This window comes from Rhizobium sp. USDA 3886 (genome assembly GCF_056279785.1).
On record NZ_JBWCDC010000002.1, the window covers coordinates 82,742 to 109,085 of the forward strand.

The 26,344-nt window shown below is 59.2% G+C and carries 21 protein-coding genes and 3 pseudogenes; 16 read left to right on the forward strand and 8 right to left on the reverse strand.

What is annotated here, in order from left to right; all coding sequences use genetic code 11:
- Entirely contained in the window at positions 1 to 309 is a 309-nt protein-coding gene (locus ACZ9BX_RS20570; protein ID WP_087001662.1) for a hypothetical protein, read from the reverse strand.
- A 409-nt stretch (positions 310 to 718) separates the two neighbouring features.
- Between ACZ9BX_RS20570 and ACZ9BX_RS20575 the strand changes: the two genes are divergently transcribed.
- Positions 719 to 925 carry a hypothetical protein gene (locus ACZ9BX_RS20575; RefSeq protein ID WP_132568323.1) on the forward strand — a complete coding sequence of 69 codons (207 nt, stop codon included), beginning with the start codon at positions 719 to 721 and terminating at the stop codon, positions 923 to 925.
- A 225-nt stretch (positions 926 to 1,150) separates the two neighbouring features.
- Entirely contained in the window at positions 1,151 to 1,870 is a 720-nt protein-coding gene (locus ACZ9BX_RS20580; protein WP_132568322.1) for an SOS response-associated peptidase, read from the forward strand.
- 268 nt (positions 1,871 to 2,138) lie between these two features.
- Here the strand turns inward: ACZ9BX_RS20580 and ACZ9BX_RS20585 are convergent, their stop codons facing one another.
- Positions 2,139 to 2,300, reverse strand: coding sequence for a hypothetical protein (locus ACZ9BX_RS20585; protein WP_207917242.1), 162 nt, complete (start codon positions 2,298 to 2,300; stop codon positions 2,139 to 2,141).
- A 340-nt stretch (positions 2,301 to 2,640) separates the two neighbouring features.
- On the opposite strand from ACZ9BX_RS20585, the gene ACZ9BX_RS20590 reads away from it, so the two are divergent.
- Together ACZ9BX_RS20590 and ACZ9BX_RS20595 are read left to right on the forward strand one after the other, a co-directional pair.
- On the forward strand, positions 2,641 to 2,967 hold the full coding sequence (locus ACZ9BX_RS20590) for a low affinity iron permease family protein (protein ID WP_132568321.1): 327 nt from the start codon (positions 2,641 to 2,643) through the stop codon (positions 2,965 to 2,967).
- 63 nt (positions 2,968 to 3,030) lie between these two features.
- A pseudogene (locus ACZ9BX_RS20595) lies at positions 3,031 to 3,668 on the forward strand (IS66 family transposase); the annotation flags it as partial.
- Positions 3,669 to 3,764: 96 nt separating this feature from the next.
- Here ACZ9BX_RS20595 and ACZ9BX_RS20600 read toward each other — a convergent pair.
- Positions 3,765 to 4,103 carry a hypothetical protein gene (locus ACZ9BX_RS20600; RefSeq protein ID WP_165928311.1) on the reverse strand — a complete coding sequence of 113 codons (339 nt, stop codon included), beginning with the start codon at positions 4,101 to 4,103 and terminating at the stop codon, positions 3,765 to 3,767.
- Positions 4,104 to 4,299: 196 nt separating this feature from the next.
- Here ACZ9BX_RS20600 and ACZ9BX_RS20605 point away from each other — a divergent pair.
- The 3 genes and pseudogenes from ACZ9BX_RS20605 to ACZ9BX_RS20615 form a co-directional block, all read left to right on the forward strand.
- Positions 4,300 to 4,407: pseudogene (locus ACZ9BX_RS20605) on the forward strand (transposase domain-containing protein); the annotation flags it as partial.
- 271 nt (positions 4,408 to 4,678) lie between these two features.
- The gene (locus ACZ9BX_RS20610; protein ID WP_281029741.1) at positions 4,679 to 4,810 is read left to right on the forward strand and encodes a hypothetical protein; all 132 of its coding nucleotides are present in this window, start codon (positions 4,679 to 4,681) and stop codon (positions 4,808 to 4,810) included.
- Between the two features lie 470 nt (positions 4,811 to 5,280).
- Entirely contained in the window at positions 5,281 to 6,267 is a 987-nt protein-coding gene (locus ACZ9BX_RS20615) for a dienelactone hydrolase family protein (RefSeq protein ID WP_132568319.1), read from the forward strand.
- Positions 6,268 to 7,211: 944 nt separating this feature from the next.
- Here the strand turns inward: ACZ9BX_RS20615 and ACZ9BX_RS20620 are convergent.
- The 3 genes from ACZ9BX_RS20620 to ACZ9BX_RS20630 all read right to left on the reverse strand — a co-directional run bounded on the left by ACZ9BX_RS20620 (position 7,212) and on the right by ACZ9BX_RS20630 (position 8,615).
- Positions 7,212 to 7,412, reverse strand: a complete 201-nt coding sequence (locus tag ACZ9BX_RS20620; protein ID WP_132568752.1) for a hypothetical protein — start codon at positions 7,410 to 7,412, stop codon at positions 7,212 to 7,214.
- A 499-nt stretch (positions 7,413 to 7,911) separates the two neighbouring features.
- Positions 7,912 to 8,199 (reverse strand): DUF1236 domain-containing protein, encoded by a 288-nt coding sequence (locus ACZ9BX_RS20625; RefSeq protein WP_087006032.1) that lies wholly within the window; start codon positions 8,197 to 8,199, stop codon positions 7,912 to 7,914.
- Positions 8,200 to 8,333: 134 nt separating this feature from the next.
- Entirely contained in the window at positions 8,334 to 8,615 is a 282-nt protein-coding gene (locus ACZ9BX_RS20630) for a hypothetical protein (protein ID WP_087006029.1), read from the reverse strand.
- 160 nt (positions 8,616 to 8,775) lie between these two features.
- Between ACZ9BX_RS20630 and ACZ9BX_RS20635 the strand changes: the two genes are divergently transcribed.
- The 9 genes and pseudogenes from ACZ9BX_RS20635 to ACZ9BX_RS20675 all read left to right on the forward strand — a co-directional run bounded on the left by ACZ9BX_RS20635 (position 8,776) and on the right by ACZ9BX_RS20675 (position 23,923).
- Entirely contained in the window at positions 8,776 to 10,206 is a 1,431-nt protein-coding gene (locus ACZ9BX_RS20635; RefSeq protein ID WP_132568756.1) for a carotenoid oxygenase family protein, read from the forward strand.
- A 12-nt stretch (positions 10,207 to 10,218) separates the two neighbouring features.
- On the forward strand, positions 10,219 to 12,000 hold the full coding sequence (locus ACZ9BX_RS20640) for an FAD-dependent oxidoreductase (protein ID WP_245505973.1): 1,782 nt from the start codon (positions 10,219 to 10,221) through the stop codon (positions 11,998 to 12,000).
- 317 nt (positions 12,001 to 12,317) lie between these two features.
- Positions 12,318 to 13,010, forward strand: a complete 693-nt coding sequence (locus ACZ9BX_RS20645) for a CBS domain-containing protein (protein WP_087006026.1) — start codon at positions 12,318 to 12,320, stop codon at positions 13,008 to 13,010.
- Between the two features lie 346 nt (positions 13,011 to 13,356).
- The gene (locus ACZ9BX_RS20650) at positions 13,357 to 15,816 is read left to right on the forward strand and encodes a phosphoketolase family protein (protein ID WP_476220134.1); all 2,460 of its coding nucleotides are present in this window, start codon (positions 13,357 to 13,359) and stop codon (positions 15,814 to 15,816) included.
- A 16-nt stretch (positions 15,817 to 15,832) separates the two neighbouring features.
- Positions 15,833 to 16,402 carry a histidine phosphatase family protein gene (locus tag ACZ9BX_RS20655; RefSeq protein ID WP_132568750.1) on the forward strand — a complete coding sequence of 190 codons (570 nt, stop codon included), beginning with the start codon at positions 15,833 to 15,835 and terminating at the stop codon, positions 16,400 to 16,402.
- Positions 16,403 to 16,480: 78 nt separating this feature from the next.
- Positions 16,481 to 20,392: a GH36-type glycosyl hydrolase domain-containing protein gene (locus ACZ9BX_RS20660; RefSeq protein ID WP_132568749.1), complete on the forward strand. Its 3,912-nt coding sequence runs from the start codon at positions 16,481 to 16,483 to the stop codon at positions 20,390 to 20,392.
- 5 nt (positions 20,393 to 20,397) lie between these two features.
- Positions 20,398 to 21,717: a glucoamylase family protein gene (locus tag ACZ9BX_RS20665; protein WP_165928354.1), complete on the forward strand. Its 1,320-nt coding sequence runs from the start codon at positions 20,398 to 20,400 to the stop codon at positions 21,715 to 21,717.
- A 432-nt stretch (positions 21,718 to 22,149) separates the two neighbouring features.
- Entirely contained in the window at positions 22,150 to 22,764 is a 615-nt protein-coding gene (locus ACZ9BX_RS20670) for a MarC family protein (protein ID WP_245505972.1), read from the forward strand.
- Positions 22,765 to 22,948: 184 nt separating this feature from the next.
- A pseudogene (locus ACZ9BX_RS20675) lies at positions 22,949 to 23,923 on the forward strand (glucoamylase family protein).
- A gap of 124 nt (positions 23,924 to 24,047) precedes the next feature.
- Here ACZ9BX_RS20675 and ACZ9BX_RS20680 read toward each other — a convergent pair.
- Positions 24,048 to 24,860, reverse strand: coding sequence for an ATP-binding cassette domain-containing protein (locus tag ACZ9BX_RS20680; protein ID WP_245505971.1), 813 nt, complete (start codon positions 24,858 to 24,860; stop codon positions 24,048 to 24,050).
- A gap of 35 nt (positions 24,861 to 24,895) precedes the next feature.
- Positions 24,896 to 26,074: an acetate/propionate family kinase gene (locus ACZ9BX_RS20685; RefSeq protein WP_132568748.1), complete on the reverse strand. Its 1,179-nt coding sequence runs from the start codon at positions 26,072 to 26,074 to the stop codon at positions 24,896 to 24,898.
- Positions 26,075 to 26,344 lie beyond the last annotated feature (270 nt).

The following is a 26,344-nucleotide window of genomic DNA, read 5'->3' on the forward strand; positions in this document are numbered from 1 at the left end:
TCAGCGGCTCGATACACGCATTGCGCCGGCGGCTCGGAAACTGCGCTGGACGGCGGCGACTTGGCTGTATGCGATATCTGCCGAAACCTCGATCTCGCCTGCGAGCGGCGCGTCGCGACGGGCGCCCTCGTCATGAGAGGCATCCCCGCCCGACGGCGCCGAGCCGGCGGAATTGCGGTCAGTCGCCGACTGGATAAAGATATCGGGCCTCGAGATCCCGTGCTGCTGAACCAGATGTTCGACGGCAAGATCGGCTGCTTCGCGTGTTTCGAATGTGGCCCGGATTGTCGTGGTGCTGTCGTCCGCCATTTGGCTGTCTCCTGCTACTGATGTTTACAGGGCGAGAACGCGTCAGGCGGCCGGTAGTTTCGCGACGTGGTCACCGGCGCGATTGAAATGGTTGATATCGCGGCGAAGGCTGGTATGTTCCCCTTTTGTCTCGGCATGAAAAGACTGGCCGATCCTTGAAGGCGATGCTGATCGTGGTGCGGGGCCTTTGCCATTCGACGATTAAATCACGCAATCTGCAAATAACCACCGCCAATTCGGCAGGGATGCTATTCCATCGGCCGCTTGAACTGCTCGATCCGCATCGAGCGGCCGCGGGCCTCGGCGAGCGCTTGAGATATCACCAGTTAAATTCTGGCCATTGGTAGGAACCTGGGCCCCTGCGTCGTCGTTCGAAGGACGCTGTTAACCAGGCGCCAACGAACTTGCCATGGCAGACAAGGATAAGAAAGAAAACGAGCCGCGAGACCAGATCGAGCAGATCGATAGGCAGCGTAGGAGAGAGAGCGGACGGGCGCTTTTGATTGCCCTTATCGCTGCGACAATGATCATCGGCGGTTTCCTGCTCATCATCTATCTCGCTGATACAGTCGGCCGCCTTGGAGTCAACTTGACACTACCCCCGACGCGAACATAATGAGAACAAGTGGCCGCCAGTCGCAACCACCGACCCTGCAGTAATCGGCGGAACCTATGCGGGAGTAACGCAAGCGGGCGAAGTCAACGCATAACGATTTGTGAGGCAGGCGAGATGATGACGGAAGCATTATGTTTTCCGTCCTGACTATCTCACTCGACCTCGCCAACTCGCGCCCTTGACTCTCGATGCTCGGCAGAACATTTTGAGAACAAGGGGGCGATCATGTGTGGACGCATATTCATCAAGACCAATCTCGAAAGCATGATGAATGCCTTTGCCTTCGCCGATCGCAAGGGCGCGCTTGGCCTCGCCAACCAGTTCCCGCGCTATAACGGTGCGCCGTCGCTCGATTACCCGATCATCATCAAAGACCTGGTGCGTGAGCCCGTCACCATGGGCACGGTCTTCGTCAGCGCCCGATGGGGCTTGATGCCGGGCTGGATGAAGCCGGGCGGGCGGCCGCCGCCGATAAACGCGCGCTGCGAAGGCATTGCCGCGAATGGCATGTTCAAATCCGCCTATCGCTCGCGCCGCTGCCTGGTGCCGATCGACGGCTTCTTCGAATGGAAGGACATCTTCGGCACCGGCAAGAATAAGCAGCCCTATGCCGTTGCGATGAAGTCGGGCGTGCCCTTTGCGCTTGCCGGCATATGGGAGATACGGCGCGATCCGGCCGACGTCGATATCCGTACCTTCGCCGTCATCACCTGTCCGGCGAATGAAATTATGGCGGCGATCCACGACCGCATGCCGGTGATCCTGCATCCGGAGGAATACGAGCGCTGGCTGTCGCCAGAGCCGGACCCACACGAGCTGATGAGGCCATTCCCCTCCGAGCTGATGACGATGTGGCCAATCGGCAAGGCCGTCGGATCACCGAAGAATGACAATCCAGAGATCATCGAGGAGATCGGTCCCGATCCCGAGCCGACGCTGTTCTGATCAGGACCTGTTTCGCGGTGTTATCCTGCACTTCGCGGAGCCCCTTGTAGGACGAATGCCGCAGGTTTCCGTAGTGCGTCCACGCCCGGTACTGGATCTCCGCAATCAGTCGGCTTCACCTAAACGATGTCCTTCCGGCGGCCTTCGTATTCGACGGTCCGGGCGCATAGGCATGCTGCGATAGGTCTTATGCAGCGCTTCAGGCTGGAGCAGGATGTAAATCAGATGCCGGGTGCAGAGGCCGTTATAGCCTTCGGGCAAATGGGCCTCATCCGCGCCGGTGTACAAGGATGCACGTGTTGTCCGCGAGAAGGCTCTCAACGTCGATCGTCGTCTGCGGCCGCAGTTCCGTATCGTTGAGGCTGGGAAAACCGAATGTGTTGAGCGCCGGCAGCAGCGCCTTCAGCCGGTCGTCAAAATCTTCCTGCATTGACTTTTCCAGATGGGCGACAGAGGCCTTGAGTCGGTCAGCGATATGCTGATCGTTGATCGATGCGGTGAGCGTATTCGCCGTCTTGAAAAGCTGTTGAGCAGATTGCCGATGACGTCGGTGTCGCCCCGCTTACCCACGTCAAGCGTGCGCTGTGCTTTCACGAACCCAGTACTGATCAGGTTGTTGAGTTCGGTAATTTTATCCAAGGTCCGAATAAAAAGCCAAACAACAACGAAACAGCCGCATTCTTAACGTTTAAGTGCGAAACGACAAGCAGTGTCTCCGAACAAGATCCGCATTGGCGCGTTAATTTTGGCACCGATTGCGGAGGACTGACGTGACCGAGGTTCTTTTTCGACTGGCGGATTTTCTTTCCCGCCCTCCCGGCTTTTATTTCGTTATTGCAGCGATGATTGGCAGCACCGCGCTGGTGCCGTTCGGGCTCACAAACGTCGTCACCTATGCTCTGTCGGTCGCCGCAATCGTGATCACTAGCATCGTGTTGATCCAAGGCTATCGCGACACCGCGGCAATCCACGCCAAGCTCGATGAAATCATCGTGTCAATGCGTGAGACCCGGAACGGGGTCGTCGGCCTCGAGCACGAACAGCCGGAGCGCATCGCGGCGGAAGTCGAACGGCTCGAACAGGAAGCGGACAAGTAAAACCCTGCCCCTCGGCAGACCACTATATAGCGGAATTGTCTAGGCTCGACGCCGGCACGCTCCCATGCCGAACGTATATCGCAGGGCTTCTCTGGCATCCTGCAGGTCGTCGGCTATGCCGGATACAACAGGCTGATTGCACCTGACCGCGCCGGCACGGACATCCAACTTGCCTATTGCTGCGCGCATGCCCGTCGCAAGCTCATGAGCACCTATTGCCGAGGAAGCCTCAAACGGATCGGCGAGCTGTATCGGATTGAGGCCGAACTGCGTGGCCTTGATCCGCCGGCTCGTCTTGCCAGGCGGCAGGAACGGCCAGCGCCGCTGATCGCCGACATGCAGACTTGGCTTCTCCACCACGACGCCCGTGTCGCGACCAAATCTCCGCTTGGCGAGGCTTTGGCCTACATCGCCAACGACTGGATGGTTTGAAGCTCTTCCTGACCGACGGCCGCATCGAGATCGACAACAACAGTGTCGAGTGAACCATCTGGCCGATAGCAATCGGAAGAACGCACTCTTTGCGGGGGCACGATGCCGGAGCCGAGAACTGGGCAACCATCGCCTCGCTCATCGAGACATGCAAACTCAATGCCGTCGACCCGCAGGCCTACCTGACCAGCACACTCGCCGCCATCGTCAACGGCCACAAGCAAAGCCGGATCGATGAGCTGCTGCCTTGGAATTACCCGGCCGAGTAAATGCACCCGAGGCGGCAGTTGACCCGAAGCAGACGTCCGCCACCTCCCGAGCGAAGGTAAGGTAGGCGGAAGTGGGTGATGTTCGCCAAAAGGAGTTCAAGTTAGAAAAGGCATGATATCTACACCGTCACCAGGAAATACGGTGAGGTGCGGATGGTCCTGGAACAGCCGTGCGGCGGCATCAGCGGTTTCCGCTTCGACTACCAGATAGCCGCAGAATGGATTCACGGCTTCGGCCACACCGTCCTTTGTCACACGCGTCGTCTTGCCCACCATGCCACCGCGATCAAGGATGAACGCAGCATTATGTTCCTCCCACGCCACCCACCGTGGTATGCCCACAGCATCGACTGCATCCTGCTGGGCTTTGGGCAGGCTTCGAAATGACGCGAGGTCTTCGGGCTTCATAGTGTAAACGGCAAGAAATCGGGGCACCGGCGTTACCTCCCTTGGCTTAGATGGCTATCAGTTTACATGCCGGGCGTCGGGAAACACCCCCTGTAGTCCAAGATGTGGCGCGAGGCGCAGGATGACGGCTGTTGGGGTAATAGTTGGCATCCCCTTCATGTCCTCCAGTGCTCGGCACTGCAAAAGGCAGCTCAGTCAATATGGAAGCGGGACACCGCTTACGGCCTATCTCTCAGACGTTCTCACACAGATCGTCAACGGGCATCCAAATAGCCAGATCGACGATCTGCTGCCGTGGGCCTACGCCGCCAGGCTTAAGCCCGCAGCCTGATAGAACCGCTTGAGCTTCACTCGCCGTAGATGCCAATTCCAATGGTGGCAGTGGCGACGTACACGCAGATTATTCAAGTGCGGCGCCGGGCGTCACCTTCGCTGATGCAATCCGGCGGATAGGGATCGTTCTGGGGCGGTAACGCAGACCGAACGGCAAGGGCTCGTCATGAAGAGTCGCTGAGACGAACCCTCACCGCATCGTGCAAGAGGCTGATCGACCTCTTGCCACGATCGCGCGGATCGGTTGGAACGATGGTGGATGCCGCGTGATGGTGCCCAACGTCTCGCGCGGCGCGAAGTTCCAGACGCAATGTTCAAAAAAAGCCCCGCTGTCGATCGGCGGGGCAGAGGAAAGTGATGATCTCGCCACGCAAAGTGGCGGCTCTCTATTACATGGGTGAAACGATCTGCCGGTAAACCAGCCTGAAAGTATTAGTGCGATTTCGTACAAAAAGCGGTTGCCGATGCGCGAAGAATCAAGGTGGATCGCGCAGCCACGTGCAAAGGGCGTAAGCACGGTCACAGGATGATGTGGGCCGCGCGATCCAGTCCGCCGAACGTTCGAGAAGGTCGAATGTTCCTTAGTTGTCCTCTTCATACTCCTCGTCGGTATGGCGATAGACGTCACCTTCGCTGATGCCATCCGGCGGATAGCGGGGATCATTCTCGGGAGGTAGCGGGAACTTGCGCGGCGTTCGCGAAAGGCGATTGCAAAAAAGGAGTTCGGCAGCAAATGCCACCAGACGTCGGATGGATGAGTCTTGCAGTGCAAAAAGGGCTTGCTGGTTGGCTGCATCAATCCAAGTTGAGGGAGCCATACGGTTTGACGGCTTAACGTGCTAAGTTGAGCGCCAAGTCGGAGGTGCTTGACATGGCACGTTTTATCGGAGCCGCCCTCACTATGTTCATCGTGACACTGTTCGCATCGCACGGACACGTCGGGGAAATCCGGCCGAAATTTCCCCCGGACGAGACATTGACAGTGCCGTCGCTCACCCTGACGGACAAGCAGTTCTTGCAGGGGAATACGGCGAACGGAGTTGCTGTGACGCTGACTGGCCAACTCCGATTTCCGAGTTGGAATGAGCATCTGCCGGCCGTCATTCTGCTCCATGGTTCCAATGGTGCTGCCAACAGCACGCCAGCAGTCCGCTGGGGCGAATTTCTCAACAGAATGGGAATCGCCACGTTCCGCCTTGATAGTTTCGGCGGTCGAGGCATAGATCAGGTCGAGACAGATCAGTCGCGGCTGAGCTCTTTCGCACAATTCTACGATACCTATCGCGCCGTCGACGTGCTCGCGGTCCACCCGCGGATCGATCCATCACGCATCGCCGTGATGGGCTTCTCGCGCGGTGGCTCCGCAGCGCTCTATACCAGCATGCGGCGTTTCCAAGCTCTCCATGGGTCGGCAAAGGCGCGCATTGCCGCACATCTTTCATTCTATCCTGCGTGCAACATTCGCTTCGTCGATGAACTCGACATTGCCGACGCCCCAGTCCGCGAATTCCACGGCGCGGCGGACGACACGACCCTGGCTATGACGTGCCTTGATTACATCACGCGTCTCAACGCCGCCGGAAAGGACGCTGTCATGACCGAGTATCCCGGCGCGCACCACGGGTTCGATAACCCCGATGCGCGGGCGGTTTCGGTTACCCAAAGCGCACAATCTTCTCGCAATTGTCAGCGCCGCGAGGAAGACGGCAAGATATTCAATGTCGAGACTGGCGAGCCCTTCACCTTCAATGATGCTTGTGTGGAACTCGGTTCGACCGTGGGTTACGACAAAGCTGCGACCGAGGCAGCACAAGCCACGGTGAAGAAGTTCTTGATTGGAGTATTTCGCCTCAACTGATTCGATGGCGAAGCATCGAGAGCGGGGGGCGGACCCTAGTCGGGTACTTGAGGAGACTGCGTTTATTCCAAAACCGAGTTGGTGGCATTTGCTCCCGAATAGCGGAAAAAAGAGCCCCGCTGTCGATCGGCGGGGCAAGGGAAAGTGACGGACACCGCTCATAGGGGTGCGCGGCCCTTATAAAATGGGCGAGACTGTCTGCCGGTAAACTAGCCAAAGGTATTAGTGCGGTTCCGGTCAAAAAACGGACCTGACGGACGGGGTGCAGCGCACGGCCAAGTCGCCGGCTGGATGCGCGTTTGTAGACGGGCGCGCAATCCGCAATTTCAATGACTTAACTGCCGAGAGCGTTCCGCCAGCACACAAAAAAAGCTTTCCGTACGGTAAGATACCAATGCGCGAAGAATCTGAGGCGGACAGCCAGCCACGAGCAAGTGGGTAAAGCGCGGGTCACAGGATATGTCGGCCGCACGATGACGAACCGTAATCGAGATCATCTCAGTTCCCTGTTCCGCAATGGGCTCGTTGTCCAGCCAGAGGTCGAATCTCTCTCGCGCAGAACATCTATAATGTCCATGATGGTGGCTCCATCGAGGTGCTGGAGGGGCACGGTTTCCGCGATGACAACGATCATTCCGGTCCTTATGTCAACTATCGACCAAGTCGCGTCCGGGTCACGTCTCGCATAGTAGGGCGGGTACATACGCACAATCATATTCGCTCCTCATTACAAAGAGCCCCGACGTATCGGCGCTAGTTGTTGACAAAGAGGAACGTCGGGAGACGTTCAAAATATTAACGTGCTATGTGGATCATGGTTTCCGTACGATAACGTACCAATGCGCGAGGAGTTGAGGTGGACCGCACAGCCACGTGCAAAGGGCGTAAGCACGGTTACAGGAGAGCTTGGCCGCACGATCCATTCCGCTGAACATTGGAGAAGGTCAGAGGTTCCTAGTCGCTTCAAACTCCTGATCAGCAATTTCATCGTCGAGAACTTTGATGTCTTCGCGAATAATGCTGCTGAGGCTGCCGAGAAGATCGGCCAGTTCGAAGTCACGATCTTCCGTAGCCTTTGCAGCTCGCGCCTCGGCTTTGTCGACGTAATGTTGGAAGATATGCCGCTTTCCTTCAAAGCTCGACATGACAACGGTCCTCTGAATCGGTGTAGCGGATAGGCATACTCGCTGTATTGGAAAGAGCCCCAAGATAAGGAGGCGCGAGATCTGATTATAAGTGCTCCCGCCTGAATAGGAAAAGGCTCGCGCTGGCCATCGATCACCGCGAGCCCTTTCGCACCGCGTGACATAGGGGGGCCTCCGCCACGCATTACCAGAATGACAGACGATCAAAAGAGCTCAAATTAGTTAAAACGGCTTAGGGAAGGTGCCGGCGCTTCGGACGCCGAATACCTTTCACTCAGGGCTTCGATAATCTCCATGGCGGTGGATTCATCCAGGCGTGTTAGCGGTAGAGTTTCAGCAATGACAGCGACCTTGTGCGTTTGCTTATGGACAATCGACCAGCTGCCATCCCCGTCGCGTCTAGCGTAGTACTGCGGTCGTATATTCACGTCGGCTTTTCTCGGCGATGCTTTGATGGGAGGAATCGCGGGCCCGAGGGCGGGCCCGCAGTGCTTTCAAGTTATTCGACGACCTCGATCACCGCGCGGGTCTTCGGATTGACGAGCACGCGCTTTTCGTTGACGACCACATAACCGTAATCCGGCTGATCGGGGATCGTTTGGATCTCGACCGTATCAGGAAGCGGCGTGCCGACTGCAACATCACCCTCGAACTTAACCGACGGCGATTTCTGCTTAAGAACATATGTTCTGACCTCGCCGGGAACGGTGACCGTCGCAGTTTGCCCGATCGCCACCCCGCCGAGCGACAGGAACAGCGATACGGCAGAGATGACCAGTTTTTTCATGTTATCCTCCGGGATTTTCAGTGTGCCGGGAAAACGCTGCCGGCTAAGTATAGTTCCTCCGTTGCACGGAGTGAGTGCGGCGCGACGCGTATTTTCGAAGATCGATCCTAAACGCACGATGAAAAGAAAATTGGCTAGCGTCCGTGCAGCCCTTTGATTTGCTCGTATAGCTCTTCAACCCTTCTCGATGCCTCGCGTGCCGTTGGCGCCCAGCCGCTGTGAGGCAGGATGTTTTGCCTCTGCCAAGGTATGGTATTGATCGCCCATCGCCATTGGAGGGCGCGCGACGCAGTGGCCAGGTCGAGCAGGATGCGGCCGAACTGCAAATCGCCATCCCAGGAAACGAAGTCCTGGTGGCCTTCGCCCGGCCACGACTCCCGCCATTTGTATTTCGGCTGAAATTCTTCCGTCGTCATTGGCTCAAATTTCGTTTTCTTTTTCAGTATTCCGGCCAAGCGGCGGCTACTTCAACGAATATGGTCTATTGCGCTGGTGAAGATTATTCTAAATTCTCTGCAACGCCCCGTTGTCTCAGGCGTTTCCGGATGAAGTCGGACGTACGCGAGGAACTGCATGATGCATTCCAGCCCCTATGCACTTGGCTTCACGACACTGGACCACGAAGTCGACCACGTGCCGCTTACGGTGACAGGCGCCCTTCCCGGCTGGCTGGCCGGAAGCCTGATCCGCACCGGGCCTGCACGGTTCGAGGTGGGCGAGCAGGCCTATGTTCACTGGTTCGACGGCCTCGCCATGCTGCACGCCTTTGCCTTCCATTCCGGACTGGCCTCTTATTCTAACCGGTTCATTCACTCGAAGAGCTGGTGCGAAGCCGAGGAGAACGGCCGTATCGTGCGCGGTGAATTCATGACCGATCCGTGCCGGACCATCTTCGGCCGGGTGATGGCGCTATTCGACCCCAAAACCACCGACAATGCCAATGTCAATGTCGCGATGCTCGGCGAGCGGATCGTCGCGCTCACCGAGACACCAATGCCCATCCGCTTCGATCCACACACGCTCGAAACGCAGGGGCATCTCGCCTTCGGCAAGGCGGTGAAAGGACAGATCTCCACCGCTCACCCGCACACCGATGGAATGCTCGGCTACTCCTACGTGATCAAGATGGGGCGCAAGAGCGCGTACCGCCTGTTCGTCGATGAGGGGGGCCGGCAGCGCGTTCTTGCCGAGCTGCCCGTCGATCAACCGAGCTACATGCATTCGTTCGGCATGTCGGAAAGGCACCTGATTCTCACGGAATTCCCGTTGCGCGTGAACCCGCTGCGCCTGGCACTGTCTGGTCAGCCCTTCATCACGAACTACCGCTGGCAGCCGGAGCACGGCACGATCTTTAGCGTGATCGACAGGACGAGCGGCGCAGTGGTTGCGAGGGCCAAGGCACCGTCCTGCTTCGCCTTCCACCATGTCAACGCCTTCGAGGAGAGCGGCGTAGTGCATGTCGACTTTCTCGCCTATCCCGATGCCGGAGTGATCGACCGGCTCCGCCTCGACCGGCTGCGCGCCGGCACCCCGTCCAACGCGGTCTCCACCCTGACCCGCTTCTCGATACCGCTGGATGCGGCCGGCAGCGAGACCTTAGTGGCAGTGGAAGGAAAAGGGCTTTGCGGCACACCTTTCGAGCTGCCGCGCATCGATTATCTGCGCCGCGCCGGCAGGCGGCACACCTGTGTCTGGGGTGTGGGCCAGAGCGAACCGGCATCATTTCTCGATACGATCGTGAAGGCCGAGCTCGCCGATGCGATACCCGTCGTTCGGCGATGGCATGAAGATGGCTGCTATGCCGGCGAACCGGTGTTTGTGGCCCGCCCGGATGGCGATGCCGAGGACGACGGTATCCTACTGTCGGTGGTGCTGGATGCTCGTGCACATACCTCGTTCCTGCTTGTCCTCGACGCAGCGACGCTTACCGAGCGCGCAAGGGCTGCGGTGCCGCACCATATTCCGTTCGGTTTTCACGGCAATCACTTTCCCGACGTAAATCAATGAGATCATAACGCTGTGACCAAGGCAAACCTCGCGCAGATGACAAAGCGGCGCACCAGCACGGCGATAAAGAGACGCGATCTGCTCCTGGCGGGGGCCAGTCTGACCACGGGTCTGCTCCCGCTACCGCCGGCACGGTCGGAAACGGATCCCAATGAACCGCCCTGGGCAGCACTGGCAGGCGAGCTTGAGGGCAGGTTTTTCCGGCCGGAATGGCCGTTGGAACGTTGCCTTGCCGGCGCCGGCGGTGAGAACTGCGCCAGCTTTTTCGCATCCGCCCGAAACCCCTATTTTCTCGGAGACAACCCGGCGTTCACCCAGACAATGGGTTGGGCCGATGCCTGGGTCAGTCAGCCGAGCGACAGAGTGCTGGAAGCGGTCTCCGCGGCCGACATCGCCGCAGCGGTCCGCTTTGCGCGCGACCATAAGGTCCGGCTCGTCGTGAAGGGTGGCGGTCACAGCTATACCGGCGGCTCCAATGCACCGAACTCGCTGCTGATCTGGACCCGCCGGATGAATGCCATTGAACTGCACGATGCCTTCACGCCGGCCGGCAGCGATGCTGAACCTGTGCCCAGCGTCTCCGTGGGCGCGGGAGCCATGTGGGGAGAAATCTACAGACACGTCTGCGCCGGAGCGGGGCGTTATGTCCAGGGGGGCGGCTGCCTGACCGTCGGCGTTGCCGGTTTGATCCAAAGCGGTGGCTTCGGAAGCCTTTCGAAGGCCTTCGGCACCGCTGCGGCCAGTCTGCTGGAAGCCGAAGTCGTAACGGCAGAGGGCGCGATTCGCGTTGTCAATGCTGTTCAAGATCCTGATCTCTTCTTCGCCCTGAAGGGCGGTGGCGGTGGAACCTTCGGCGTCGTCACGCGCGTGACCCTGCGGACCCATGACATGCCGCCGACGATCGGTGCCGTCTTCGCCGACATTTCCGCAAGCTCGGACGAGGCCTATCGCGCTCTCATCGGGCAGATGCTGCAGTTCTATGCCGAGGACCTCCAGAATCCGACGTGGGGCGAGCAAATCGGCTTCCGACCGGATAATGCGCTCAGGATTTCGATGCTTTGCCAAGGATTGAGCCATGAACAAGCCGAGAAGGCGTGGGCGCCGTTCTTTGCTTGGCTACGTGAGCGTCCGGATGATTACAGCCTTTCCGAGCCGCCGATCATCGTTGTCAATGGACGGCAATTCTGGGATCCGGACTTCCTGAAGACGCTTCCGGGTATCGTGTTGACCGATAATCAAGCTGGAGCTGACCAGGATAGGATATACTGGGCTGGCAACAGAGAGGAATCAGGACAATTCCTGCACGCCTTTTCATCGGCCTGGATACCGGGCGTCTCACTCGCCCCGGCCTCGCGAGAGGCGCTCGTCGCCGGGCTGTTCGAGGCGTCGCGGCACTGGAGCATCACGCTCCACACCAACAAGGGTCTTGCAGGCGCGCCAGACGACGTCCGCGTCCACGTGCGCGCGGAAACGGCCACCAATCCCGTTGTGACCGACAGTTTCGCGCTAGTCATCTGCGGCGCGGAAGGCCCATCGGCCTATCCCGGCGTTCGCGACTTTGAGCCAGATGTCGGCCTCGCACGCCGACAGGCGGAGCGGGTCCGCTCCGCCATGGCCGCGTTGAAAGCCCGCGTGCCGGCAAAAGGTTCCTATGTCGCCGAGGCCGACTACTTCGAAGCAGAGTGGGAAGACGCCTTCTGGGGCGAGCACTATGCACGCCTGCAGAAAGCTAAGGCCACCTACGACCCCGATAATCTGTTCCGAGTCCACCACGGCGTCCTCGCAACGATCTAAGCAGCCGTTTTGGGGCGATCGTCAGCATGACCCGCGGCCACCCGCCTGTCGCGGGCAGCGTCGACGAAGATGAGCACTATCAAATCTTCATAAGCAACTGACAATGATGCCGATATTTCCCACTATGCGGCAATCGGTGGTTTTCGGCGGCGTTTGCGTAGCGAACGGTGGCGATATCGGATTGCGGAGCGTGCCTCTGACAGCCTGCTTGCGCTGCTCGGTCAGCCGCAACGAAAGCCGGTAAATTGGTTGTCGAACTCCCGCACCAGGTTTATGTTGTTCGATCCTCGGTGTCCTCAGGGGGAGGTCGTGCGGAGATGCTAGTAAAAGATGTGATGATCACGAAGGTTGTCGGGGTATCACCGGATAACAGTGTCAGGCGAGCCGCCGAGGTCATGCTTACCAATCGCATTAGCGGTGTTCCGGTCATCGACGATGCGGGTTGCCTCGTCGGGATCATCAGTGAGGGTGATCTGCTGCGCAGAACGGAGTTAGGACGGGGAGCCATCGCCGAACTCGGAACGTCAGTACTTACCGCCGAGGAGCAAGCTACGGCTTACGTTAAGAGTAACGCGTGGCGGGTTGCAGACGTCATGAGCCGCGCGCCAGTGGTCGTGGAAGAGGACGCGTCGCTTGGGCGGGTTTCCGGGTTGATGCAGAAGCATGGCATCAAGCGCATTCCCGTTATGAGAGAGGGCGTGCTGGTCGGCATCATCAGTCGTGCAGATCTTCTGAGAGTGATTGTTACAGCCGACCTAGACGAAACCGCGCGAGGTGACGAAGCCGTCCGTCGCAGCATTGCGATACGGCTCAGCGAAAATACGGGTCTTCTCGGAAAAGACGTGACCGTAGCCGTAACCGACGGTGTGGCTCACCTATGGGGAAACGTTGACACGGCAGAGTGCAAGAAGGCGGCGCGCGTTGCTGCCGAAAGTGTTCGCGGCGTGAGAGGAGTGGTTGAGCACTTCTCCGAAGATCCGAAAGGATCTGCGATCACGCCTTCGGATTAAACCTCGGGTACATTCGATTTTAGCTGTGCTTCGGATGCATTTCGTGCGAATATTAGCACGCCTGAATATTTGCGAACTGGGACGAAGCTGTTTTGGATAGCCGAGCGGGACATAGGAAATGGAGGCTGGGCGGTAATCACGGGCGTGCCAGCGTTTCAGGCTGATGTCCAAACACGCTGCATGTGGCAAATAATCGGTCGATAACGACCGCGCTACGAATTGTGCCCTTGCCGCCAGCATCCCATGCCGAGGCGTTCGCCCCAGTCGCTAGAAGTTAGAAAATTCGACGATTTCTCACCGTGGAAGATCTTACCGTAGCAATCTGGGCTCAGAGGAGGAGGTACCCATGGTTTCGCTCAAGACGGCACGAGATGCAAAGGGCGCTGTAAACGAGAACATGCCAACGGGCGGCCCCCTTTCGACGGAAGAATTGCAGTCAATGGACGCCTATTGGCGGGCATCGAACTACCTCTCCGTTGGCCAGATCTATCTTCTCGACAATCCACTCCTGAAAGAACCGCTAAGGCGCGAGCACATAAAGCCACGGCTGCTTGGTCACTGGGGCACGTCGCCAGGTTTGAACATGCTCTACGTTCACCTCAATCGCGTTATCAAACGCGATGATCTTGACATGATTTACGTTATTGGACCGGGACATGGCGGGCCATCGCTCGTCGCGCACGCCTATCTCGAAGGCACCTACAGCGAAGTCTACCCCAACATTGGCCAAGACACGGAAGGTATGAGAAGGCTGTTCAAACAGTTCAGCTTCCCCGGCGGCATCCCAAGCCACGTTGCGCCGGAGACACCCGGCAGCATCCACGAGGGCGGCGAACTGGGCTATGCCCTCAGCCACGCCTACGGCGCGGCGTTCGACAACCCGGATCTGATTGTCGCCTGCGTTGTCGGCGACGGGGAAGCCGAAACGGGGCCACTTGCGACAGGCTGGCAAAGCAACAAGTTCCTGAATCCCGCTCGCGACGGCTGCGTGCTACCGATCCTGCACCTAAACGGCTACAAGATCGCCAACCCGTGCTTCCTTGCCCGCATTCCCCGCGACGAGCTGAGGAAATTTTTCGAAGGCATGGGCTACACGCCATATTTCGTCGAGGGCGATGACCCCGCGAGCGTGCACCAGCAACTGGCAGGCGTACTTGACACCGCAATGGCTGATATCCAGGAAATCTGGGCGGATGCCCGCACCAGAGGCAACGTGAAACGTCCCATGTGGCCGATGATCGTTTTCCGCACACCCAAGGGCTGGACCTGCCCGCCTGAGATAGACGGCAAGAAGTCCGAGGGCTATTGGCGGTCGCACCAGGTGCCGATGGGCGACATGGACAAGCCAGAGCACATCCGCATTCTCGAAGGATGGATGAAGAGCTACCGCCCCGAGGAACTGTTTGACGACGGAGGCCGGTTCAAACCGGAGCTGGCAACGCTTGCCCCGGCGGGGCATCGGCGAATGAGCGACAACCCGCATGCCAACGGCGGATTGCTGCTGCGGGACCTGAAGATGCCCGACTTCCGGGACTACGCGGTATCCGTGCCGAGCCCCGGGGCAACCATCGCCGAGTCGGCGCGGACGATGGGCGCGTTTCTCCGCGATATCATGAAGATGAACATGGAGAGCAACAACTTCCGCCTGTTCAGCCCCGATGAGAACAACTCCAATCGCTGGCAGGATGTGCTGGAAGTCACCAACCGCTGCTACATGGCGGAGATCTATCCGGAGGATGATCATCTGGCGCCCGACGGCCGGGTGATGGAGGTACTCAGCGAGCATCAATGCCAAGGCTGGCTGGAAGGCTACCTGCTAACCGGCCGGCATGGCTTCTTCTCCTGCTACGAAGCCTTCATCCACATCATCGACTCGATGTTCAACCAGCACGCCAAGTGGCTGAAGGTCTGCCACGAGATCCCATGGCGGCGGTCGATCGCCTCGCTTAACTACTTCCTGAGTTCCCACGTCTGGCGGCAGGACCACAACGGTTTCAGCCATCAAGACCCAGGGTTCATCGATCATGTGGTCAACAAGAAGGCAGATGTCGTCCGGGTTTATCTGCCGCCGGACGCCAATACGCTGCTCTCCGTGACCGATCACTGCCTGCGCAGCCGCAACTACGTCAACGTCGTTGTCGCCGGCAAGCAGCCTGCCCCGCAGTGGCTGACGATGGATCAGGCCATCAAGCATTGCAGTGAAGGCCTTGGCATTTGGGAATGGGCAAGCAACGACAAGGGCACCGAGCCTGACGTCGTGATGGCATGCTGCGGCGACGTTCCAACGCTCGAGACGCTTGCGGCAGTCGATCTGATCCGGAAGCACCTGCCGGAGCTGAAGGTGCGCGTCATCAACGTCGTGAACCTGATGAAGCTGCAGCCGCCGGAAGAGCATCCGCACGGACTGTCGGATCGCGATTTTGATGCGCTGTTCACGAAGAACAAGCCGATCATCTTCGCCTTCCATGGCTATCCTTGGCTCATCCACCGGCTCACTTACCGCCGCACCAACCACGGCAATCTGCACGTCCGCGGCTACAAGGAAGAAGGCACGACGACGACGCCATTCGACATGGTGGTGCTGAATGAGATGGATCGCTTCCATCTGGTCGAGGACGTGATCGACCGGCTACCGCAACTCGGCGCTCGCGCTGCCTATTTCAAACAGGCAATTCACCAGAAGCTGATCGAACACCGGCAGCACATCGAAAAATATGGCGACGACGTGCCGGGAATCTCGGGCTGGACGTGGGGACAGGCGGCTGCCTTGGGAGAGCTGCGATCGACAGAGGCAGACAACGTCTAAGCCAGGAGGGCTGGACGTGAAAGTATTCGTGATCAGGCATGGGGAGACCGAGTGGAGCCTGACCGGGCAACACACGGGCATGACAGAAGTCCCCTTGACCGACAACGGACGACAACAAGCGGAACGGATGCGGCCGGTGTTGGCTCGGCAAACATTCGCGCTCGTTCTTGTGAGTCCGCTGCAGCGGGCACGGGAGACGTGTGACTTGGTAGGCTTCGGCGCCGAGGCCATCATCGATCCAGGCTTGATGGAGTGGAACTACGGCGAATATGAGGGCCTGCTGCCCCAGCAAATTCAGGCGAAAAGACCGGGTTGGTTGATTTTCCGTGATGGATGCCCCGGAGGCGAGACGCCGAGGCAAATTGGTGCTCGAGTGGATCAAGTCGTGGCGCGCACACGGGCTGCGGACGGCGACGTTGCGTTGTTCGCGCATGGGCACGTGCTGCGCGTGCTTGCAGCGCGATGGATTGGCCTGCCACCGCGTGCCGGACAGCATTTTCTCCTGAATACCGGCACGTTGAGCATCCTCACCTACTACCACGAGATACCCGCAGTGAGGGTCTGGAATGGACAAGTCTATGAGTAGTGTGCGGGAAACTGCCAGCAGTTGGTGATGGTCTTGCTTTCGAGGCGGGTGTCGTCGTTCTGAGTGGGAAAAACGTTGATGGTAAAATCAATTCACGGCCACAGAACGCCTGAGGCGGCGGCGAGACACGATAGCGTCGCGGAAATGGCGGATCCGAGTCCCGCTGTCGCGTTGCTTTCCAACGATCGGTATAGTGTCCTGGTCACAGCCGCCGGGGCCGGTTACGGAACATGGCAAGGCCTCGACATCACCCGGTGGCGCGAGGACAGCACCCGCGATTGCTGGGGCCAATTTTGTTACGTTCGGGATCTGACCGACAACGACCTCTGGTCCATCGGAAAGCAGCCATTATTTCGGTCCTCGAATGTCTACGAACACGCCTTTTACGGAGACAGGGCCGAGTTCCGCTGTCATGCCGGTGACATTGAAATTCTCACGAAAATCTGTGTCGCACCCGATCTGGACGCGGAAGTGCGTAGGCTCACAGTCACGAACCATGGCACACGGGAGCGAATCCTCGAACTGACAAGCTATGCCGAAGTCTGCCTGAACAATCGTCGCGCGGACATGTCGCATCCGGGTTTTGCCAAGCTTTTTGTCGAAACACGATATGACGAGGCGACAGGCGCCCTATTTGCGCGTCGCAGGCCACGTGCTGCCGGGGAGAAAGCCACCTGGGCCGTGCACGTTTCTTCATCGAACCTGCCGCCTTCCCAAGCGGTCCAATATGAAACCGATCGGCTGAGATTTCTTGGCCGGGGCCGGACAACAGCCAACCCCGTCGTATTCGACGCGGGTGCATCGCTCTCCGGAACGACTGGCCCTGTCCTCGACCCGATTTTCTGCCTGCGGCGGACGGTTCGTCTGGCGCCTGGCGCCGACGCACGCGTGGCCTTCGTCACAGGCGCTGCGGATGACCAGTCAGCCGTGCAGCTCATCGCCGAAAGATATGCCAAGTTCGACACGGTCGAGCGAGTGTTCTCCGAAGCTTCAGAGAAATACGAAAATGAGCTTCGCACGTCGAACCTGAAGTCTGACGATGTCTCGCTGTTCAATCGGCTGGCCGGGAATGTCGTATTTGCGAACCCGGCCATGCGGCAGGCGGCCGGGCCTAAGAGAGATCGATTGGATCGAACCGCTCTGTGGGCTCATGGTATCTCCGGCGACCTTCCGATCGTGCTTGTCCGAGCGAATGGCGACAGGGATGATGCCTTCGTTAACCAAGTGACGATGGGCCACGATTTCGCCGGTCGGAGGGGCCTGAGATACGACCTGGTGCTGCTCGACGACGGTGGTGCAGCCAGCGCCAAGCGACAGACTGAAAAGCTGCAGTCAGGCCCGCAAGCCGAAATGATCGGCAAACCCGGCGGAATCTTTGTGCTTTCCGAACCCGATACCGAAAGCGATCACGTGGCGACCATCGCCGCGGCAGCGCGCATTGTCCTGCTGGGAAGCGGCGGCACACTTGCCGATCAGCTCAACCTGCCCTCCCCCGCTCTGTCACCTCTTTTACAGACGTTAGCCGTTCGGGTGAGCGGGCAACCTGCGGCCCCACATTCTGACCCGGTCGAGGATTTACAGCACTGGAACGGATTCGGGGGCTTCACGCCCGACGGACGCGAGTATGTCGTGCGCGTGGATGCGGTCAAACCCCGAGCCCCCGCCTTGCCACCGGCGCCTTGGACCAATGTGATCGCAAACCCCGATTTTGGCTGTCTGACAACCGAAGCCGGTCTTGGCTACACTTGGTCAGAGAACAGCCAGATGAACCGGCTGACGCCGTGGTCGAACGATCCGGTTACGGATGCGCCGGGCGAGGTCCTCTATTTGCGGGATGAGGAAAGCGGCGATGTCTGGACGCCGACGCCCCTACCGCTCGGTCCCGGTGCGGTCGTGACTGTTCGTCACGGCCAAGGTTACAGCCGGTATGCAAGTTGCAGTCGTCATCTCAATCAAGAGCTGACGGTATCGGTCGCGCCGAACGATCCCGTCAAAATCATACGCCTCAGGCTTAGCAACGAGGACACCCGCGCTCGGCATGTCACCGCAACCTATTTCGCCGAGTGGGTGCTTGGGACGCAGCGCGAAGAGACAGCAACGCGGATCGTCTGCCAGCGGGATGCCATATCCGGTGCGATCGTAGCCAACAATCCCTGGGCCGGCGATTTTGCCGGAAAGCTGGCGTTTGCAGGCGCCAGTCGGCCGGCAAGGTCGGCCACGGCTGACCGTAGAGAGTTTCTGGGCAAATATGGTTTCGTGTTTAACCCGGCGGCCCTGGAGCGAATAGATCTGGCGGAACGTTTTGGTCCGCTACTGGATCCCTGCGCTGCGCTGATGGTCGATATCTCCCTGCCCCCCGGCGAAAGCAGAGAGGTTGTCTTCGTCCTTGGAGAGGCTGCCGGCCTCGATGAGGTCCGTAGGCTCGTCCAGGAGCATGCCGACCTCGATCGCGCAGCCGCGGGCCTGTCGGCTGTCTCCCGCCAGTGGGATGACATTCTGAACACAATTCAGGTCTCGACGCCGGACGCGGACTTGAACTTGTTGATGAACCGCTGGTTGTTGTACCAGGTTTTGGCATGCCGCGTATGGGCGCGCACCTCCAACTATCAGTCTGGCGGCGCGTATGGATTCAGGGACCAACTGCAGGACGTGATGGCACTGGTCTACAGCGTGCCGAGCGAGGCCCGCTCACACATCCTGCGATCGGCGGCGCGCCAATTCGAGGAGGGGGACGTCCAGCACTGGTGGCACCCACCGTCTGGCATCGGCGTGCGTACTCGGATAACCGACGACTTGTATTTCCTACCCCTTGTCGTTCACCACTACGTTTCCACGACAGGCGACGTTCAACTCCTCGATGAGATGGTTCCATTCATCACGTCACCTTTGCTGAGAGACGACCAAGAGGAAGACTTCAACCGACCAGCGATCAGCGAGCAGTCCGGCACCATTTACGAGCATTGCGTCCGGGCGCTGGAGCATGGCTACCGTTTAGGCAGTCACGGTATTCCCCTTATGGGAACGGGTGACTGGAACGATGGCATGAATAAGGTCGGCGCCGAAGGCAAGGGCGAGAGCGTGTGGAACGGCTGGTTCTTTCTCACGGTCCTGAATTCATTTGCCACGATATCAGCGTCACGCGGAGATCAAGGCCGCGCCGCCTGGTGCCGCGAACGAGCCGAGGCCCTGCGCATTGCCATTGAGGCCAACGCCTGGGACGGTGGCTGGTATCGCCGGGCCTATTTTGACGATGGCACGCCGCTCGGGTCGTCCCTGAACAGCGAATGCCAGATCGACGCCATCCCGCAAGCTTGGGCTGTCATCTCCGGCGAAGCCGATGCTGAACGCGCTTCGCAGGCAATGCGTGCGGTCCACGACCGGCTCGTACGCCAAGAGGACAAGCTGATCAAACTCTTCGACCCACCTTTTGACGAAGGCGTGCTGCAGCCCGGCTACATCAAGGGCTATGTCCCCGGCATCCGTGAAAATGGCGGGCAATACACGCATGCGGCAACCTGGGTTGTCTGGGCGACGGCTTTGCAGGGCGACGGCGATCTCGCGCTGAAGCTTTGGAACCTGATCAATCCGATTTGTCATGGCGCGACGAGAGATCAAATCGAATGCTACAAGGTGGAACCATATGCGGTCAGCGCCGATATCTATGGCGCGCCCCCACACACCGGGCGCGGTGGATGGACCTGGTACACTGGATCCGCCAGTTGGTTCTATCGCGCCGCGCTCGACGCGATCCTTGGCTTTCGTCGGCAAGGACAGTTTCTGCAGTTCGAACCATGCGTTCCGGCAAGCTGGCTGGCTTATGAGATCACATACCGAACTGGATCGACGACCTATCGAATCCGTTTCGACAACGCAAAGGGCATCGGCCGAGGCGTGCATTCAGTCACACTGGACAGTGAACCTGTCGCGAACGGAGCCGTCCGGCTTGCGGAAGACGGACGTACGCACGATGTCCACGTCATAGTCGGTTAACGGCCATGCCCGAAACGCTCTCAACCGACGCCGATCTCGACCGCATGCCAACCGACCAGGATCTCGGTCGGCTGCAATTCACCACCCTGCTGTACTATCTCCACTGCACCAACCCGGACAACGGCCTGGCGCGCGACAAGACAGAACCGAACGCCCCGGCAAGCATCGCGGCGATCGGCATGGCGCTGGCGACCATCCCCGTGGTTGTGGAGCGCGGCGTCCTCATCCGCGAATTTGCGGCGAAGATTACCCGCAATCGGTTGAGATACCTGATGGCATGCCCGCAGGGGCCGGAGCCGGATTCATCCGGCTACAAAGGGTTTTTTTATCATTTTCTGGACATCGAAACGGGGCGCCGGGTGTGGCAATGTGAGCTGTCGACGATCGACTCGGCTTTCCTGTTCGCAGGCGCCTTGACCGTTGCCACCTATTTTGATGGCGACACGGCCGATGAGGTGGAAATCCGCCAGCTCGCGATGGCGCTTTACGAGCGTGCCGACTGGAATTGGGCTCGCGATGGCGGTGCAACTTTAACGCATGGCTGGCGTCCGGAGAGTGGTTTCATTCCCCATCGGTGGCGTGGTTACGATGAAGGCCTGCTGCTCTACATCATCGGCCTAGGATCCCCAACTCACCCTTTGCCGCCCGAATGCTATGCCGCCTACACCGAAACCTATGAATGGCGAAATATCTACGGCCGCGAGCTGCTGTATTCGGGGCCGCTGTTTACCCATCAATTGTCGCACATGTGGATAGACTTTCGCGGCATTCAAGATGCGTTCATGCGCCACCATGACACCGACTATTTCGAAAACAGCCGGCATGCGACCTATGTCCAGCGAGAATACGCAATCCGCAACCCGATGAACTTCGCAGGCTATGGGGAGAATTGTTGGGGATTCACCGCCTGCGATGGACCCGGCTGGGGCAAGCGAACGATCGATGGGGTCGATCGGGAGTTCTTCGACTACATTGCCCGAGGCGCCCCCTTCGGACCCGATGATGGGACCGTGGCGCCCTGGGTCGTTGTCGCCTCGCTGCCGTTCGCGCCGGAGATCGTCGTACCGACAGTGCGCAATTTTGCGCGAATGCACCTCGGCATGACCCGGCTTTACGGTTTCAAACCGTCGTTCAACCAGACCTATGCCGTCGAAAACAGTCCGACCGGATGGTGGGTAACTCCCTATCACTTTGGCATCGACCAAGGTCCGGTGGTGCTGATGATCGAAAACTACCGGACCGGTTTGCTCTGGAACATCATGCGCCGATGCAAGCCCGTCGTGACGGGATTGCGCCGAGCAGGTTTTTCAGGGGGCTGGCTCTAGGTCGGATGTGTATCGTCTCGCGCGGATAGAGCCGACTACCGCCCTCGTTTCAACGCAGAGGTTGGGCTTCAGGTGAGGCGCCCGATTTCGAGGGATCGAACGTATCGCAGCGGAGTCCTGAAGATCATTCAGCGCATCGCCAGCTATTTCGTTCACCTCGAAATCCGGTTTTTCGGCTCCAAGCGAAAGGAAGGCGCTCTCTTGGCTGGAGACTGGTCATCGTTGACGTGGCTGCGGGACATATCCCCTGGGGCTGCCCTATCTTACGGGCTCGGCCTTATTGGCTTGCGCCAATCAATCTATCATGAACAACCCCGGCAGCGGCGCGCTGGTCGATCGATTCTCCTGATCCTCGCTCTGGCGATGATCCTGCCTGCCTGTTTTCCGATGCAATCCTTTGCGCAGTCGCCGCTTGGAGCGGGCACGCCGGAGGTGGAGTTCGGCGCGCGGAAAATGTTCTTCATGCTTTTTCTGATGCTTGGCCCGATCAAGATCCTGGTGCCTTTCGTGACCATCACAAGCAACTGCAATCCTCCCTTTCGACGTTCGATGGCCAGGAGAGCGATCCTCTTTTCGGCGGCCGCGCTGGCAATCGCCGGCTTGCTTGGCCGTACCATGCTTGAGAATTTCGAAATCTCACTGCCTGTACTGGCGATGACCGGAGGCATCATCTTGTTTCTCGTGGCCTTGCGAACCATCTTGCAGCAATCTGCCAGCCTGCCGGATCGGCCGACTGAGCCGGGCCAACCGCCAGATCTGAGACTGGCCCTTACACCGTTGGCGTTTCCGACGATTGTCACGCCTTATGGTATCGCCGCGGTAATCGTTTTCGCGACGTTGGCGGGCGGCCGCAACGCGGAAGGCCTCACCGTGGCTGCTATCGTATTGCTGATCCTGGCGCTGGACTGGGTGGCCATGATGTTCGCAGAGACCATTCTGAGGTGGATAGGAACTTCGCTTCAGGTATTGGCAGTGGTGCTCGGGGTAACCCAGGCAGCTCTTGGTCTGCAGGTCATCCTGCATAGCTTACGCATGATTGCCTGGTAGAAATTTCGCTCGCGGGTATGGCTCGTGCAAAGCCCACTGGCTGCTTTCGGAACTGGGTGCAGCAGTCATGCTCTTCATCCGCGGTGACGCGCAGAGCGGCACGTCAAGTCCCGTTGTCGTAGAGCGCGGCGTAATCAGCCGCCAATTTGCGGCGAAGATCGCTCGCAGGCAGTTAAGATATCTGATGGAGTTGCCGCAGGGGCCGGAGCCGGACGCATCCGGCTACAAGGGCTTCTTCTACCATTTTCTGGACATCGAAAACGGTCGCCGAGTCTGGCAATACGAATTGTCCACCATAGATTCGGCATTCCTGTTCGCAGGTGCTCTGACAGTTGCCACCTTTTTCGATCGCGACACCGCCGAGGAAGCGGAAGTCCGCCGGCTTGCCAACCAGCGTTATGATCGTGCGGACTGGAGCTGGGCCTGCAACGGCGAACTCACGTTGACGGACGGTTGGACGCCAGAAAATGGATTCATTCCTCACCGCTGGCGCGGTTACGACGAGGGCTTGCTGCTTTACTTCCTGGGCCTGGGTTCGCCGAACCACCGGCTGGAGCCGGAAAGCTATGCCGCCTGCACCGCGACCTACGAATGGAAAGGCATCTACGGCCGCGGGCTGCTCTATTCGGGGGGCCCTTTTTCACCCATCAGCTGTCGCATCTTTGGGTGGACTTTCGGGGTCTTTGCGCAGCAGGAGTACGCGATACGCAATTCAATGAACTTCGTCGGCTACGGGCAATATTGCTGGGGCTTCACGGCGTGCGACGGGCTCGGCTGGATCACGCGGAAGGTCAATGGTGTCGAGCGGCAGTTCTTCGACTATATCGCCCGCGTTGCTCCGTTTGGCCCTGACGATGGGACGATCGCCCCGTGGGTTGTCATTGCCTCGCTGCCATTCGCACCAGAGACCGTCGTACCGACGGTCCGCAACTTTGCCCGGATGCCCCTTGGAATGACGCGCCTTTACGGATTCAAGCCGTCATTCAATCAGTCGTTTGCGGTGGAAGACAATCCCACAGAATGGTGGATATCTCCGTGTCACTTCGGCATCGACTAGGGGCCGATCGTGCTGGCGGTCGAGAACTACCGGACGGGCCTACTGGCTGGCCTGTGCCGGGCGGGCTTCTCGGGCGGATGGCTGTCGCTGCAGTCTGATTGAAAGCCACGTGCTTTCAAGAACGTTCCGCAGGGAGCTTGATCGCGGCTCAGCACCTCGGCGGCTGTACCGGCGTTGCTCTTGACCGTGATTGGTCGGTAGTTATTGCGAGCCATTCCAGTAAAGATCAGGCTCGGTTCGGTGTCCACTTCCACCGACCATCCTCACTGTACTTAAGGACCGCGTGATACAGATCACGCGCGTCGTGGGCTTCTCCGTTATTGATGCAGGTGATCGAACGGTCGGAAAGGAGGCGCAGGATCTTGCGGAGCTTTTTGGACCCCAGCGTCGTGTCGACTCGATCCAGGAAGACGACCTGCGGCGGCGCGAGCAGAACTTTCGCAACGGCTAAGAGCTGCTGCTCGGTCAGCGAAAGCGACATTTCCCAGCCTTGCTCCTTATCCAACCCGCCCGTCTGGCTCACGACCCGTTCGAGATCAAGTTCGCGCAACACCTGGAACATTCGTTCATCCGAAATTTCGCCTGCATTCTCCAGACGCACAAGAATCTGGCGCAACGTACCTGGCGGCAGATAAGGTCGTTGCTTGAGAAACACGATGTCGTCGGAACCAGGGCGAATTATGCGCCCTGTGCCGGGCGTCGGAATGCCCGCCGTCGCTCTGAACAACGCCGTTCCCGGAGCCTGACTAGGTCCGGTGAGCAACACGAGGGTCCCGAGCGGGATCGATACCGACAACTCCTTCAGCAGAGGAGTGCCGTTTGATGACAGCGAGGATAGCCGCTCGTAGGCCAAACACCCTCCTCGCTCGACAATCTCGATGGCCGACTCTGCGGTTGTTCGTGATTTTTCGATTGCCTCCAGTAAGGAGTTGAGCCGAGCGACCACTACGGCAAAGTTCGAGATAGAGTGGAACTGGGTGACAATAAGCGAGAACGCGCCTACGAGCATCGCGAAGGCTGCGGCCGACTGTGTGATCACGCCAAACTCGATGTCTCCTCTTATGAATGCAGCTTTCAGGACGTTGTGATGAGCGCAAGCGTATGGCGCGCGATCATCAGTTCCTCATCCGTCGGCAGAACATAGAGTGCAACGCGGCTTGCCGGAGCGGAAATGAGAGTCGCGCCCGCTTCATTGGCCGCGGGATCGAGTTCGGCGCCGAGCCAGGCAAGCCGTTCGCTGATGCGGGCGCGGATCTGGGCTGAGTTCTCCCCGACGCCGGCTGTAAACACGAACGCGTCGAGACCTCCGAGCGCGGCGGCAAGCGTGCCGACACTCAGCCCACAGCGATGGACGAAGTGATCGATCGCGAAGGCGGCACGCGCGTCGGCGCTGACAAGAAGATCGCGCATATCACCTGAGAAGCCGGAAAGGCCCTTCAGGCCGGACGACCTGTAAAGGAGATCAGTCACCTCCGCTGCGGTCATGCCCTTTTGATCGATCAAGTACAGCACGACACCGGGATCCATCTGTCCCGGCCGGGTGCTCATCGGCAAGCCGTCGAGCGCAGTGAAGCCCATCGTCGTCTCCACGCTGCGCGCCTCCTTCAGCGCACACATGGAGGCGCCGCTGCCGAGGTGGGCAACAATAACGCGTCCACCTGCGATGCCGGGGGCGACTTCGGTCAACCGCTCGGCGATATATTCGTAGGACAGGCCGTGGAAGCCGTATCGGCGCACGCCATGCTCGTAATAGGTCGATGGCAAGGCGTAACAATCCGTATGCGGGGCGTGACCGCGATGGAAAGCCGTGTCGAAACAAGCGACCTGCGGCACATCCGGATTGATCTCCATGGCGAGCCGGATGGGCGCCAGGTTGTTTGGCTGGTGCAGCGGCGCAAGCTCCTGGAAAGTGGCGAGCGTGTCCAGGATGTCGTGGTTGATCAGGATCGGTTTTGCGTAGTCCGGACCGCCATGGACAACGCGATGGCCGATGGCGCGGAGCGTGAAACCCTCGAGAGTCTGCAGCCAGGCGCGGGTTTCAGCAATTGCCGCCGGCAGGTGGTCGACCACGTCTGGCGTATATCGGCGATCAACCAGGACCGCTCCGTCGGCGGCGCTCGCCACGAGACGAGGTCGCACGCCGATGCCATCGATCTGGCCCCGGATGCAGCGTTTGGGGCCGGTGTCGGGGATCTCGAAGATCTGAAATTTCAGGCTCGACGAGCCTGCATTGATGACAAGAATTGCGTCCATAGCTCAGGCCGCCACTTCTATTTTACGCCGACGGGCGGCGGCGTAGAGCGTCGTGAGCGAGCACGATGCCAGTCGGCTGCGCACGGAATCCCCAATGTAAGGTTAGCACGATTCCCGCGTCGTCGGCATGCCTCAAGATTCGGCCCACCAGCATTTGTGCCCGGCCTGCCACGGGGAGCATTCTGCGCCATATCGCGTTTGACATCAGGCCGGGAAGATGTTGAACGACCGGGTCGGTGATGAAGAGCGTGAACAGGGCCATTGATCGTT